General features: G+C 64.5%; 16 protein-coding genes. 10 read left to right on the top strand and 6 right to left on the bottom strand.

Annotated elements, in window-relative coordinates:
* The first annotated feature begins 88 nt into the window (after window positions 1–88).
* Both ACPPVV_RS00675 and ACPPVV_RS00670 read left to right on the top strand, forming a co-directional pair.
* Complete coding sequence (locus tag ACPPVV_RS00675) at window positions 89–616, top strand: DUF4142 domain-containing protein (protein ID WP_426701562.1); 528 nt, start codon at window positions 89–91, stop codon at window positions 614–616.
* 10 nt (window positions 617–626) lie between these two features.
* On the top strand, window positions 627–959 hold the full coding sequence (locus tag ACPPVV_RS00670; protein WP_426701561.1) for a cupredoxin domain-containing protein: 333 nt from the start codon (window positions 627–629) through the stop codon (window positions 957–959).
* A gap of 51 nt (window positions 960–1,010) precedes the next feature.
* Here ACPPVV_RS00670 and ACPPVV_RS00665 read toward each other — a convergent pair whose 3' ends face one another.
* Genes ACPPVV_RS00665 through ACPPVV_RS00655 form a run of 3 tightly spaced genes read right to left on the bottom strand, consistent with a single transcriptional unit; the run spans window position 1,011 to window position 4,612 of the window.
* Window positions 1,011–1,604, bottom strand: a complete 594-nt coding sequence (locus ACPPVV_RS00665; RefSeq protein ID WP_426701560.1) for an HAD family hydrolase — start codon at window positions 1,602–1,604, stop codon at window positions 1,011–1,013.
* Between the two features lie 49 nt (window positions 1,605–1,653).
* Entirely contained in the window at window positions 1,654–2,154 is a 501-nt protein-coding gene (locus tag ACPPVV_RS00660) for a hypothetical protein (protein ID WP_426701559.1), read from the bottom strand.
* 40 nt (window positions 2,155–2,194) lie between these two features.
* Complete coding sequence (locus tag ACPPVV_RS00655) at window positions 2,195–4,612, bottom strand: prolyl oligopeptidase family serine peptidase (protein WP_426701558.1); 2,418 nt, start codon at window positions 4,610–4,612, stop codon at window positions 2,195–2,197.
* 279 nt (window positions 4,613–4,891) lie between these two features.
* On the opposite strand from ACPPVV_RS00655, the gene ACPPVV_RS00650 reads away from it, so the two are divergent.
* The 8 genes from ACPPVV_RS00650 to ACPPVV_RS00615 all read left to right on the top strand — a co-directional run bounded on the left by ACPPVV_RS00650 (window position 4,892) and on the right by ACPPVV_RS00615 (window position 9,305).
* Window positions 4,892–5,554: an alpha/beta hydrolase gene (locus tag ACPPVV_RS00650; RefSeq protein WP_426701557.1), complete on the top strand. Its 663-nt coding sequence runs from the start codon at window positions 4,892–4,894 to the stop codon at window positions 5,552–5,554.
* Between the two features lie 11 nt (window positions 5,555–5,565).
* Complete coding sequence (locus ACPPVV_RS00645; RefSeq protein WP_426701556.1) at window positions 5,566–6,609, top strand: sensor histidine kinase; 1,044 nt, start codon at window positions 5,566–5,568, stop codon at window positions 6,607–6,609.
* Complete coding sequence (locus tag ACPPVV_RS00640) at window positions 6,609–7,313, top strand: LytR/AlgR family response regulator transcription factor (protein ID WP_426701555.1); 705 nt, start codon at window positions 6,609–6,611, stop codon at window positions 7,311–7,313. Before ACPPVV_RS00645 ends, ACPPVV_RS00640 begins: the two co-directional genes overlap by 1 nt.
* Before the next feature lie 64 nt (window positions 7,314–7,377).
* Complete coding sequence (locus ACPPVV_RS00635; RefSeq protein ID WP_426701554.1) at window positions 7,378–7,635, top strand: type II toxin-antitoxin system prevent-host-death family antitoxin; 258 nt, start codon at window positions 7,378–7,380, stop codon at window positions 7,633–7,635.
* A complete protein-coding gene (locus ACPPVV_RS00630; protein ID WP_426701553.1) occupies window positions 7,623–7,925 on the top strand; it encodes a type II toxin-antitoxin system RelE/ParE family toxin in 303 nt (100 codons plus the stop codon). Before ACPPVV_RS00635 ends, ACPPVV_RS00630 begins: the two co-directional genes overlap by 13 nt.
* Entirely contained in the window at window positions 7,912–8,433 is a 522-nt protein-coding gene (locus ACPPVV_RS00625; protein WP_426701552.1) for a hypothetical protein, read from the top strand. Before ACPPVV_RS00630 ends, ACPPVV_RS00625 begins: the two co-directional genes overlap by 14 nt.
* Before the next feature lie 110 nt (window positions 8,434–8,543).
* Window positions 8,544–8,756, top strand: a complete 213-nt coding sequence (locus ACPPVV_RS00620; RefSeq protein ID WP_426701551.1) for a DUF2945 domain-containing protein — start codon at window positions 8,544–8,546, stop codon at window positions 8,754–8,756.
* Window positions 8,757–8,759: 3 nt separating this feature from the next.
* Complete coding sequence (locus ACPPVV_RS00615; protein WP_426701550.1) at window positions 8,760–9,305, top strand: DUF488 family protein; 546 nt, start codon at window positions 8,760–8,762, stop codon at window positions 9,303–9,305.
* A 9-nt stretch (window positions 9,306–9,314) separates the two neighbouring features.
* Here ACPPVV_RS00615 and ACPPVV_RS00610 read toward each other — a convergent pair whose 3' ends face one another.
* The 3 genes from ACPPVV_RS00610 to ACPPVV_RS00600 all read right to left on the bottom strand — a co-directional run bounded on the left by ACPPVV_RS00610 (window position 9,315) and on the right by ACPPVV_RS00600 (window position 12,346).
* Complete coding sequence (locus ACPPVV_RS00610; protein ID WP_426701549.1) at window positions 9,315–9,782, bottom strand: hypothetical protein; 468 nt, start codon at window positions 9,780–9,782, stop codon at window positions 9,315–9,317.
* A gap of 257 nt (window positions 9,783–10,039) precedes the next feature.
* A complete protein-coding gene (gene gnd / locus ACPPVV_RS00605) occupies window positions 10,040–10,975 on the bottom strand; it encodes a phosphogluconate dehydrogenase (NAD(+)-dependent, decarboxylating) (protein WP_426703290.1) in 936 nt (311 codons plus the stop codon).
* Window positions 10,976–11,008: 33 nt separating this feature from the next.
* Window positions 11,009–12,346, bottom strand: coding sequence for a glucoamylase family protein (locus tag ACPPVV_RS00600; protein WP_426701548.1), 1,338 nt, complete (start codon window positions 12,344–12,346; stop codon window positions 11,009–11,011).
* Window positions 12,347–12,404: the final 58 nt, after the last annotated feature.

Genomic DNA, 12,404 nt, shown 5'->3' with positions numbered 1-12,404 from the left:
CGCGCCGCCACCGGAACCTGCGCGCGGCGGCTGCATCACATGGGCACCGGCAGGCACGACCTGCCCCAACCCAGTGGAGAGACCACCCATGAAAACCCTGTTCGCCATCGCACTTGCCTTCGCCATCGGCTCCGTCGCCAGCGTGCACGCCCAGCAGGCGGCGCCCGCCATCAACGATGCGCAGATCGCGCATATCGCCTACACCGCCGGCGTGATCGACGTCACCGCGGCGAAGCAGGCGCTGCAGAAATCGCACAACAAGGCGGTGCGCGCGTTTGCCGAGGAAATGCAGCGCGATCACACCGCGGTCAACGACCAGGCGCTGGCGCTGGTGAAGAAACTCGGCGTGACGCCGCAGGACAACCCGACCAGCCAGTCGCTTGCCAGCAGCGCCGCTGCCGAACAGAAGAAGCTCGCCGCGCTCAACGGCAGTGCGTACGACAAGGCATATGTGGCCAACGAGGTGGCGTACCACCAGACCGTCAACGGCGCGCTCAGCGGCACGCTGATTCCATCGGCGCAGAACGCCGAACTGAAGTCATTGCTCGAAACCGGCCTGAAACTGTTCCAGTCGCACCAGATGCATGCCGAGCACCTCGCGCAAAGCCTGAAATAAGGAGCACTTCATGCGTCGCATGATGATCCTGCTCGCCGCCGTGCTGACGCTGGCCGGCGGCCTCGCGCGGATTCGCGTCGCCGAGGCCGCGCAGCCCCCGCGTGTGCACGTGATCGTGATCGACAAGATGGCGTACGGCCCGATGCCGGCTGGCGTGCGCGCCGGCGACATCATCGAATGGGTCAATCACGACATCCTCGAACACACCGCCACCGCACGCGATGGCCGTTTCGACGTCGACTTGAAACCCGGCGGCAGCGGGCGCATCACCGCCGGCGCCGGCACGCTCGCTTTCTTCTGCAAGTTCCACCCCACCATGAGCGCCACCCTGGTGGTCGAATGACCTTCCATCGGCCACCGGCATTCCCGGTGGCCGATGAAGTGGATTCAACGATCAGGCCACTTCTTTCCAGCGGAAATATTTGCGGTGGGCGATGGCCAGCAGGTCGAGATCTTCGTGGGTATCGCCGTAGGCATACACCGTGGCGTAATCACGCAGGTCGTATTTCTCGAATACGCGTCGCGGCTTTTCGCTGCCTACGCATTGCTTGCCCCGATAGCGACCGGTAAGCCGGCCATCGGCAACCTCCAGTTCGGAGCAGATCAGTTCGAGCTGGTGGTGGCGACACCAATGTTCGAGATACACGTCGAGCGCGCCTGACACGACCACCACCACATCGCCCTGCGCCTTGTGCCAGGCGATCCGCTCCAGTGCCTGCTGTCGCAGCACGCCAGACAACACCTCGCGTGAGAATCTCTCGCCAGCCTGCCCGACCCGCGCCAGCGATTCGCCACGAAAGCCGAAGCGCACGACGATGGCGCGAATGGCGTTGCTGGAAACGATGCCCAGCTTGTAGCCGATCACCACTGGCGCCAGCACCAGCCTGCCCACCGCAAGCCGACGCGGCGCGACCGCAAATTGCATGAAGTCGGAGAACATGGCGCGGGTCGTGATGGTGCCATCGAAATCGAACAAGGCAAGATTCATGAAGTACCGACTGCTTTCGCTCTGATGGACCGATCCGCTCTCCGCGGAATCATCGGCTCGCACCGCTGCTGTCCCGGGGATGGCATGTATGCCCGCGCGAGTTGCCCGACGCGCCACCTGGACAGAGCTCCCTCAGGCGATTGACCAGCGCCTCTCGTCGCCGGCTGTTTTCGGCGAAGCGTTCCTGCCATCCGCGATTGAACTGGCCGACTTCGCGCCGCTGCACCTGTTCGTCGCGCACGCCGGCCATGCGCGCCCTGAGCTGGTCCAGTTCCCGGTCATGCTGCGCCTGCAACTGACCATCGCGCTCCGTGAGATCGCCAATGCCCCGGATCAGTGCGCCGGGATCGTTGCCCGCCACCGGATCGCCCCTTTGCGACGACGGGCCGGACAATCTGCCCGCCTCCGGGTTGCCGGTCGAACAAGGCTGATCCTGATAGACCGCGGCCCCTTTGACCATGCACTTGTAGATCGCCCCTGCCTGCGCCGGCGGCGCCCGCGCAAAAGCGGGCACCAGTGCCAGGACCAGCCATCCATGCCATCGTTTCATTGCTGACTTCCCTGATTCGAACCCGGAGTGGGGCGGCAGGTTACCTCACCGGTTTCACGTACGTCTCGAACAACTCGTCGATGCGCCGGTACTCGTCGTGCCATGAATCGGGATGCACGAAGCCGTGGCGCTCCATCGGGTACAGCGAGATCCAGAAATTCTTCTTGTGCAGCTCGATGAGGCGCTGGTACATGCGGATCGAGTCTTCGGCCAGCACGTTGTCGTCGATCAGGCCGTGTTCGATCAGCAGTGGATCCTGCAGCTGGTCGGCGTATTCGATCGGCGAGCTGGTCTTGAAGGCGGCCGGATCGAGTTGCGGATCGTTGAGGATGTTGGCGGTGTACTCGTGGTTGTACAGCGTCCAGTCGCTGACCGGCCGCAGCGCGGCACCGGCGGCGAATTCACCGGGCGCGCGCAACAGCGCCATCTCGGTCATGAAGCCACCGTAGCTGCCGCCATAAATGCCGACACGCCGCGGATCGACGCCATGGTTCTTCACCAGCCATGCCTTGCCGTCGAGCAGGTCTTCGAGTTCCGGGTGGCCCATCTGCCGGTAGATCGCGGTGCGCCAGGTGCGGCCATAGCCCTCGGAGGCGCGATAGTCCATGTCCAGCACCACATAGCCCTGCTGCACGAGCAGGTTGTGGAACATCTGTTCGCGGAAATAGTTCGACCACGACAGCGTGACGTTCTGCAGGTAGCCGGCGCCGTGCACGAAGATCACCGCCGGCTTCGACGCAGCCGGTTCATTTGCCGGACCGTAGTATTTCGCGTAGATCGTGCCGGCGCCGTGCGAGGACGCGACCTCGACGATCTTCGGCGCGATCCAGTCATGCGCGGTGAAGGCCGGCTTCATGGTGGTGGTCAGTTCACGTGGCGTGCCGCCCGTGGCGGGCTGCACGGCGAGTTGCGCCAGCACGTACGGCGAGGAATGCAGCACGGCCAACTGGCTGCCGTCTGGCGACAGTTCGAAATCGTCCATGCCCTGGTACCGGGTGACCCGGCTCAGCGCACCGCCCGCGGTCGGCAATCGGTAGACATCGTAGCTGTACGGCGCGGCCTGGTTGGTGCGCACATAGAACCACTGGCCGTCCTCGCTGAGCTGCGGGTGGCTGACTTCGAACTTGCCGGAAGTGAGCGCCGTGGCCTTGCCGTCGAGCGGCTTGCGGTAGAGCTGCGAGTAGCCGGTCTGTTCGCTGAGATACCACAGGGTGCGGCCATCTTTCAGCCAGCCGAAATCGTTGAAGTTCCAGTTGATCCACGCTTTGTCGGTCAGTCGCTGCTGGTTGACCAGCGCATGGTGTTGGAAGTCGACACTGGCGATCCAGCGGTCCTTGTTGTCGACCGTGCGCAATTGCACGGCGGCGTTGCGACCGTCGTCGCTCCACACGATGCCACCGCCGTTGTCGGCGCTGAGCACGGTGACCGGACGCACGTCCGGAGCCTTCAGCGCCTTGGCCTGGTCGGCCTTGCCGTCTTTCTGCAGGGCGGCGACGGCGTTGGCGCGCAGGTCCTTCAGCGGATCATCCTTGATGCCGGGCAGCGTAGCGGTATCGAGTGGATATGACGCGTGGTTGGCGAGATCGAGCAGCAGCAGCGACTGCGGTGCCGGATCATTGTGGCCCACGTAGACGCGCGCCTCTTCCTGTTCGGCATAGCCGGAGTCGGTGACGTAATGGGTGATTTCCGGTGCCTTGCCCGCGTCGTCACCTTTCGCCTTGGTGATCAGCAGCAACCAGCGGCCGTCGGGCGACAGCTCGGTATCGACCGGCGCGATCTTGTCGCCAAGCCAGAACGGTGGCGGCGCCCGGCCCGGGTCGGCGGCATCGAGCGTCTTGTCCTGATCGCGTTGTGCCTGCTTGTCGGCCTTGATCTGGCGTAGCGTCGTGAACAACGCCAGCTGCTGCGCGCCCAGCGCATCAGGCTGCTTCGCCTGCGGATCGTCGGCAAATTTCAGCACCGCCGCCGGCGCCGTGACACCGCTGGCAAGGTCATGGCTGTACCAATCGTTGCCGTCGCGGAACTGCAGCGCGCGACCATCGGCGGAAAACTGCGGTCCGGATTCGTCCTGCGGCGTACGCGTGACCTGGGTGCGTTTGCCGCTGGCCAGGTCCACCACAAACACATCGCCATGCAGGATGAACGCCGCGTGCCGGTGCGCGCGATCGAACACCGCCGGGCCGTCGGCTTGCGCCATCGTCGCCGCGTCCAGCTTCGCGCCCTGGCCGCTGGCCAGATCGACGCGGTAAAGATCGCGCACTGCACTACCGTCGCGCTTCAGCGAGTAATACGCGTTGCGCCCGTCCACGCTCCAATACGGCTGCTCCACTGCCTGCCCGATCCAGTCGGGATTGGCCATGATGGTTTCCATGTCCAGCGGGGCGGCGGCCGGTGATGTCGCCGCCGCGGCCGGCAACAGGAAGGAAGCGATCAGGGCGGCAAGCAACAGTCGACGCATGGAAATGCTCTCGGGGCAAAAAACCAGCATAGCCGAGCCTGCCCGTGCCGCAGCGCCGACCCTGCCAGAAGTCAGGGATCGAAGGATTGCCGCGTTCGCGCCGGGACCTGACTTTGCGGCATCATGGCCGCTCGCGCACCGCCGGCGCGCCGACGCCATGCGGGGAACGGTTCAAATGAAAACCGCCACGTCATATATCGCCTTGCTGGCGCTGGACAGCCTCCGGCAACCCAGTGCCGTTGCCGCCATCACCACCCTATAGACATTGTCGAGTACCGCATGACCCTCCCCGCGATCGAACACGAAACCGCCGCCCATCCGCGCTTCAGCGTCCTCTGGTTGCACGGCCTGGGTGCCGACGGCAATGACTTCGCGCCGATCGTGCCGGAACTGGTCGACCCGGCGTGGCCGGCGCTGCGCTTCGTGTTTCCCCACGCGCCGGTGCGGCCGGTGACGATCAACAACGGCATGTCGATGCGGGCGTGGTACGACATCTATGGCTTCGACGTGCATTCTCGCCAGGACGAGGCCGGCATCCGCAGTTCGATCGCCGCAGTTGAGGCGTTGATCGCGCGCGAGCACGAACGCGGCGTACCCAGCGAGCGGATCGTGTTGGCCGGTTTCTCGCAAGGCGGTGCGATCGCGCTGGCGGCGGGCCTGCGTCATGCGGAAGAACTTGCCGGCATTGCCGTGCTGTCGGGGTATTTGCCGATGAGCGATGCACTCGCCGCCGAACGCCACGCGGCCAATGCCGCCGTGCCGATCTTCTGGGGCCATGGCACGAGCGACCCCGTCGTGGTGGTTCAGCGCGGCATCGATTCGCGCGACGCGTTGCAGTCGCTCGGTTACGCCGTGGACTGGCATACCTATCCGATGGCTCACTCGGTCTGTCCCCAGGAAATCGCTGACCTGCGCGACTGGCTGACCCGGCGGCTGGCGTAGACGACGGGCTCATGCGCGCATCCACGCCGATCCGCGGCCGCACCGAAGACAGCCCGCTGCCGGACTTCTGCCGGCTGCCGGCGTTGTTCGCGCTGTTCGTGGTCGGCGCACTGACGGTAACTGTCATGTGGCTGGCGCGCGACAACCCGCGCGACTGGTCGGCCTATAGCGTCAGCATGTTGTTTGTCGCCTGGCTGGCGCTGGTGGTCGCGGTGGCATTGTGCAAGCTGCGCCCCTGGTTGCAACGCCTGCCCGGGCATGCGCCGTACATCGGGGTGTGGTTGCTGATCCTGCTGATCGTGCTGGTTGCCAGCAGCGTGGCGCGCTGGCTCGATGGCGCCCTGCAGATGCAGCTGATCAGAAGCAGCATGCAGGTGTTCGTGCGCGACAATGTGCTGATCGCCGCCCTGCTCGGTGCCGCGATGCTGCGCTATTTCTATGTACTGGCGCAGTGGCAGGCGCGACTGGCCGCGGTCACGCGGGCACAGGTGGAAGCATTGCAGGCGCGCATCCGCCCGCATTTCCTGTTCAACAGCATGAATACCGTGGCCGCGCTGATCCGGGTCGATCCCGAGGCGGCCGAGCGCACGGTGGAGGATCTGTCCGAACTGTTTCGCGCCGCGCTGGGGCAGCACGCCAGCAGCGACGGCACGCTGGGCGAGGAGCTGGCGCTGATCGAGCGCTACCTGGCGATCGAGCAGTTGCGCCTCGGCGCACGCCTGCGCGTGCAGCGCGAGCTCGACGAGTTGCCTGCCGACTTTCCGCTGCCGCGATTGTTGCTGCAACCACTGGTGGAAAACGCGGTGCGTCACGGTATCCAGCCACTGCGCGAAGGCGGCGAAATCAACCTGCGCGGCCGACACGAAGGCAACGGCATCCGCATCGAGATCATCAACCCGTTGCCGACGACACCGCCTGCTGCCGGCAACGGTCATGGCCTGGACAGCGTGCGTCGCCGCGTCGCCTACCGCTACGGGCCGCTGGCGAGCGTGCAGGCCGGGCCGCGGGGCGATCATTTCGTGGTGATATTGCAGCTGCCCGGCGGCGCTGCGTGATGCGCGTGCTGATCGTCGACGACGAACCGCTGGCGCGCGCGCGGCTTGCCGCCTTGCTGGGCGAATGCAAGGACGTGCAGGTGGTTGGCGACGTCGGCGACGGCGAAGCGGCGCTGGGCGCACTCGCCGAACTGCAACCGGACGCGCTGCTGCTCGACATCAACATGCCCGGCATCGACGGCGTGGCGCTGGCGCAGCGACTGGCCGGCCGCGCGCGGCCACAGGTGATCTTCTGCACAGCTTACGAAACGCACGCGCTCAAGGCATTCGAACTGGGTGCGGTCGACTACCTGCTCAAGCCGGTACGACTGGAACGCCTGCGCGATGCGCTGCAACGCGCGCAACGCCGACTCGCCGACGCGCCGCGCGAACCGGTCGCGTACCTGCACGGCCGCCTGCGCGGCGAACAGGTGCGCATCGCGCTGGACGAAGTGATCTGCCTGCTCGCCGAGGAGAAGTACGTCATCGTGCGGCACCGCCGCGGCGAGCTGCTGATCGAGGAATCGCTGCGCCAGCTCGAGGATGCCTATCCCGACCAGCTGATCCGGCTGCATCGCAACTGCCTGGTGCCACCGCCGCGCCTGCTTGGCATCAAGACCCTCGCCGACGGCCGCGTACTGGCCCGCCTCGACGGCAGCGACCTCAGCCCCGAGATCAGTCGACGCAACCTGCCGGCGGTGCGCAAGCTGCTGCGGCTGGGGTAAATATTTCGCCAAACCCTTGTGCCGAGCACTTGCTCGCTCAGCAGTGATACTTTAGTGTCACTTCATGCGCACTGAACTCGTCACCACCCTCAAACGCCAGGCAACTGAACTTCTCGCGGATATCGAGCGGGACAAGCAACCCATCCTCATTACCCAGCATGGACTTCCCAGCGCGTACCTGGTGGATGTCGAAAGCTATCAACTCATGCAGCAACGCATGAGCGTGCTCGAGGGCATCGCGCGGGGAGAACGCGCCGTTGCCGAAGGCCGTACCGCAACCCATGCCCAGGCCAGGAAGCGCCTTGCCCGATGGCTGAAATAGTCTGGTCGGAGCCGGCCCTGAGCGATCTGGACGCCATTGCGGATTACATCGCGCTGGAGAATCCGCTTGCGGCATCGGAGTTGGTCAAGCGCATTTTTGACCACGTCGCACAACTGTCCGACCATCCCGATAGGGGCAGCAGACCACAGGAACTGGTGCGATCCCGCTACCGCCAGCTCGTGGAGCCGCCCTGTCGCATCTTCTACCGTCACGGCAACGGCAAGGTATTCATCCTGCATGTCATGCGGGTGGAGCGGCTCCTTCGCAGAAAGCGGCTTGCGCGAACCTGACCATCCCGAAAACAGTGACATCAGGCCACACACATGGAGAAAACCCGTCATGGAAAGCCCGTATGCCACGCCCAGGTCCGACATCGGCAAGGACTCCGACACTTGTTCGATCTACACACCTAACCAGATCATGGCCGGCGCATTCCTCGGCGGCCCGGTAGGACTCATCCATTTCCTGCGGGCAAATTTCGTGACCTTGGGAAACGACGCGCTGGCAAAAAGATCGCTGGTGTACGGCGCGGCCCTCATCGTCGCCTTGCTGGTGATCCTGCCCCTGCTGCCTGAGAAATTTCCGGGGCTTCCGATCACCATCGCGTACATGGTTTTCGGCAGGCAAGTTGCCAACAGATATCAACTGACCGGGCGAGCCATCGACGCATCGACCCGTTACACGGCCCAGTCAAATTGGCATGTCTTCGGATGCGGATTGTTGTGCCTGGTCGCCTCATTGATCGTCCTGGTGGTTCCGATGATGCTGCTGGGTGCACTGGGAATCCTCAAGAGCTGATCGCGGATTTTTTGCCGACGTAGCTCCAGAGGTTCACGTTCGCGCAGACCCGACGTGCACAGCTCTTCGGCTTCAATGGTGCACCGATCCGTCACTGCGGGAGCAACGTCATGAGTCATGCCTTCAAGGTCGGCGACCACGTGCGCTGGAATTCGGAAGCCGGGCACGTGAGCGGGAGGATTACCCGGGTGCATACCAGCGACACGGAGTACAAGGGCCACATGCACCGTTGCAGCGAGGATGATCCGCAGTACGAGATCAAGAGCGACAAGACCGACCACGTCGCCATGCACAAGGGCGCGGCGCTGCACAGGATCGGCTGAGCGATGCCCGCCGACCCCGCCACGATCTGGACCATCGGCCACTCCACCCGGGCGCTGGAGGAATTCCTCGGCCTGCTCGGTGAGTACCGCATCGAGGCGATCGCCGATGTACGGCGTTTTCCCGGTTCACGTCGCCACCCGCATTTCGCCAGCGATGCCTTGGCCGAAACTCTGCCGGCACATGGCATCGCCTACCAATGGATTCCCATGCTCGGTGGCCGTCGCAAGGTGCAACCGGGGTCGCCGAATACGGCCTGGCGCAATGCCTCGTTCCAGGGTTATGCGGATTACATCGCCACTGTGGATTTCACCGAAGGCCTTGCCGAGCTGCTGAAGTTGGCGGCGGCCAGGCGCACCGCGATGATGTGCGCCGAGGCCGTCTGGTGGCGCTGCCACCGCTCGATCATTTCCGATGTACTGAAGCTGCGTGGCATCGAGGTGATCCACATCATCGATGCCACGCATGCAACCGTGCATCCGTACACCTCGCCGGCACACCTCGTGGATGGACACCTGAGTTACGCACCCAAGCAGGGCGAGCTGCTGTAGCGCGCCGGTTCAGCGCAGCGGCTCGGCCGCGGTATCCCCGGTGCACCGGATGGGCTGGCCGCTCTTGCCGAGCGCCAGGCTGAAACTCGAACCGCTGCGATTGATGACCATCCCGTCGGCACACTGCTGACCGGGACCCAGGCGGTAACTGGCCTTCACCCGCAGCGCTTCCTCGCGCTGCCTTTCCTCGCGCCTGGCCTGTTCTACCTGATATTGCGCCGCCTCCTCGCCGATCTGCCGATGGGTATTGGCCAGATCCTCGCGCTGGCGCTGCAGGGTCGCCGCCAAACGGGCGCTACGCTGCTGCGCCTCTGCCCTGGCCTGCTGCTCCTCCAGCGCGGCATTGCGCGCGACATCGAGGGTAAGTTCGTCGGCGTGGCGCGCTGCCAGATACAGCGAGCATCCATGCCACGCAAACGCGGCGATGACCAGGCCCACCACGGCACCACCCACTTTCCATGACAACGGCACGGCCATCACATACCCCCCGGCAAGACAGTCGAAAACCCCAGGCGATCCGGCGCCGCATGCGCATGGACGGATCGATCGAGCGAGTCTAGCAGGGAGTTTTGGAACATCTTGCCGACATGCGTCACACCTCGTCCGGCACGGCATGGCGTCGACTACGACGGCCACCGACCCGCCTGTATTCCCCCGGCGCGACCACTCGCTTCATGAAAAGAAGGCGGCGAACAAAGCTCGCCGCCCGGGCTGTTCCAATACGCTGCCGCGATCTATTCCTTCTTGATCGCATGCCCGCCGAACTCGTTGCGCATGGACGACAGCAGCTTGTCGGCGAACGAGTCGTCGTCGCGCGAGCGGAAGCGCTCCATCAGCGACAAGGTGATGACCGGCGCCGAAACATTGAGTTCGAGCGCGGCGTCGACGGTCCAGCGACCTTCGCCGGAGTCGACGACGTAGGGCGCGATGCCGTCCATGTTCGGGTTCTTGCCGAGTGCGTCGGTGGTGAGGTCGAGCAGCCACGAGCGCACCACGCTGCCGTAACGCCAGATCTCGCCGACCTGGTGCAGGTCGAGGCCGAACTCCTCCTTGTGCTTGAGGATCGAGAAGCCTTCGGCATAGGCCTGCATCATGCCGTACTCGATGCCGTTGTGGACCATCTTGGTGTAGTGGCCGGAGCCGACCGGGCCGACGCGTCCCCAGCCCTGGTCCTTGCCCGGCGCCAGCGTTTCGAAGATCGGCTGCAACCCGTCGACGACTTTTTCGTCGCCGCCGATCATCATGCTGTAGCCCTCCTTTAAACCCCATACGCCGCCGCTGGTGCCGCAGTCGACATAGTTGAGGTTCTTGTCGGCATACGTCTTGGCGCGGCGCAACGTGTCCTTGTAGTTGGAGTTGCCGCCGTCGATCACGGTGTCGCCGGGTGCGAGCGCAGACATCAGGGCATCGACGGTGTCATCGGTGATCTTGCCCGAAGGCACCATCATCCACAGCACGCGCGGCGCCGGCAGCGCCTTGACCAGCGCCTGCAACGAATCGGCCGACGACCCGCCTTTCGCTTCCAGCCCCTTGCGGGCGTCCGCGCTCGGGTCGAAGCCGGTGACCTTGTGACCACCCTGCAAAAGACGTTCGGCCATGTTGGCGCCCATCTTGCCGAGACCGATCATGCCAAGTTCCATTGCGTCTACTCCGTAATGTGTCGAAAGAATTTGCGTCGCGCGGTACGCGGCGCTCCATGGGGATTACGACCGCCGCTTGTGCCCGTCGTTCAACCAGCCGCCTTCGAAGCCGGCGCGGCGCAGGCCATCGACGAGCCAGCGACAGCCGCGCATGAGTTCCCACAGCATGCCGCTGCGATGGTTCTCCACCATCAGCACGATCGGGCCGAGGTTGAGCCCGAAGAAGTACGGGGAGACCCATCCGCCCAGCGGCAGACCGGGCTTGTCGACGTAGGTCTGGTTGAAGCTCGCCTTGAAACCGTAGGGATGCGTGTCGTGCAGCTGCAGGGTGTGGATGAAGTGGTGCACGGCCGGCAGCACGATATCGGGCGCAAACGGCAGCGACGCCACCACCACCCACGGCGCCAGCGTGCCGTCGTCGATACCGTACGGCGCACCGCGGCCGACGTAGTCGTGGAACTGGCGCTCGATGCCGTCGATCTTCAGCGTGATCGGACCGGGACCATCGCTGGCGGTGATGCCCCAGCAGCAGTCGCCATAGCCCTTGAAGCCGAGCGGGTTGTCGATGGCATACCGCTGCTGGACCAGGGTGGCGCGGCGACTGTTCTCGAAATAGTCGATGCCCTTGCCGCGCATGAACTCATCCTGGATACCGCGGGTATCGATCCATACCTGCGACAACTGATGGGTGAACAGCGGCCCGCAATACAGATAATCGACGTCGTAGCAGCGCTTCCATTCGTAGGTGGACGACCATGCGGTGTACGCACTGGGCGGCAGCGGATGCGTCGGCGAACCCAGCGCCAGCACGTAGAGCAGCAAGCCCTCGTCGTAACCCTGCCAGCGATGCGGGATGAAGCCACTTTCCGGATGCCAGCCGTGGCCGATGGTGCCATCGACGGTCTGCGCCCACGGCCAGTCCGCCCGCTGGTACAGGAAATTGGCGATTTCTCGGATTTCCTTCTGCTCGGCGGTATCGTCGCTGAAATACTGCGCGGCGGTCAGCATGCCAGCGAACAGGAACGCACTGTCCACGGTGGACAGCTCACAGTGCCAGGCGCGCCTGCCAGTCTGCATGTCGAGGAAGTGATAGTAGAAACCGCGGTAGCCGGTGGCATCCGGCTCGGTGCCTTGCGGACTGTCGCGGAAGAACCGCAGCGTGGCCAGCGTGCGCTTGATCGCGGTAGCGCGAGTCATCAGGCCGCGCTCGACCGCCACCGGATAACTGCTCAACGCCAGCCCGGTGGCGGCAATGCTGGCCGGCCAATCGGCGGCGGTCTTGTCGGACACCAGACCATTGAGTGGATTCGTCTCGTACTGAAAGTACGCAAAAGCCTTGTTCTGCAAATGTTGCAGCAGTTGGCCGGACTGGAGGGGATGGCTCAGGGGATGGGAACGCATGGATCTCGTCGTGGTCTGTCGCGGTGACGGCGGCGTGCAGACAAATGTCGCTGTCCGA

Origin of the sequence: Rhodanobacter sp. Col0626, from assembly GCF_049994385.1 — a bacterium.
In the GTDB taxonomy this organism is placed as follows: Bacteria; Pseudomonadota; Gammaproteobacteria; order Xanthomonadales; family Rhodanobacteraceae; genus Rhodanobacter.
The sequence above is the reverse complement of the archived record's forward strand: the minus strand, read 5'-3'. Positions and strand labels throughout refer to the sequence as shown.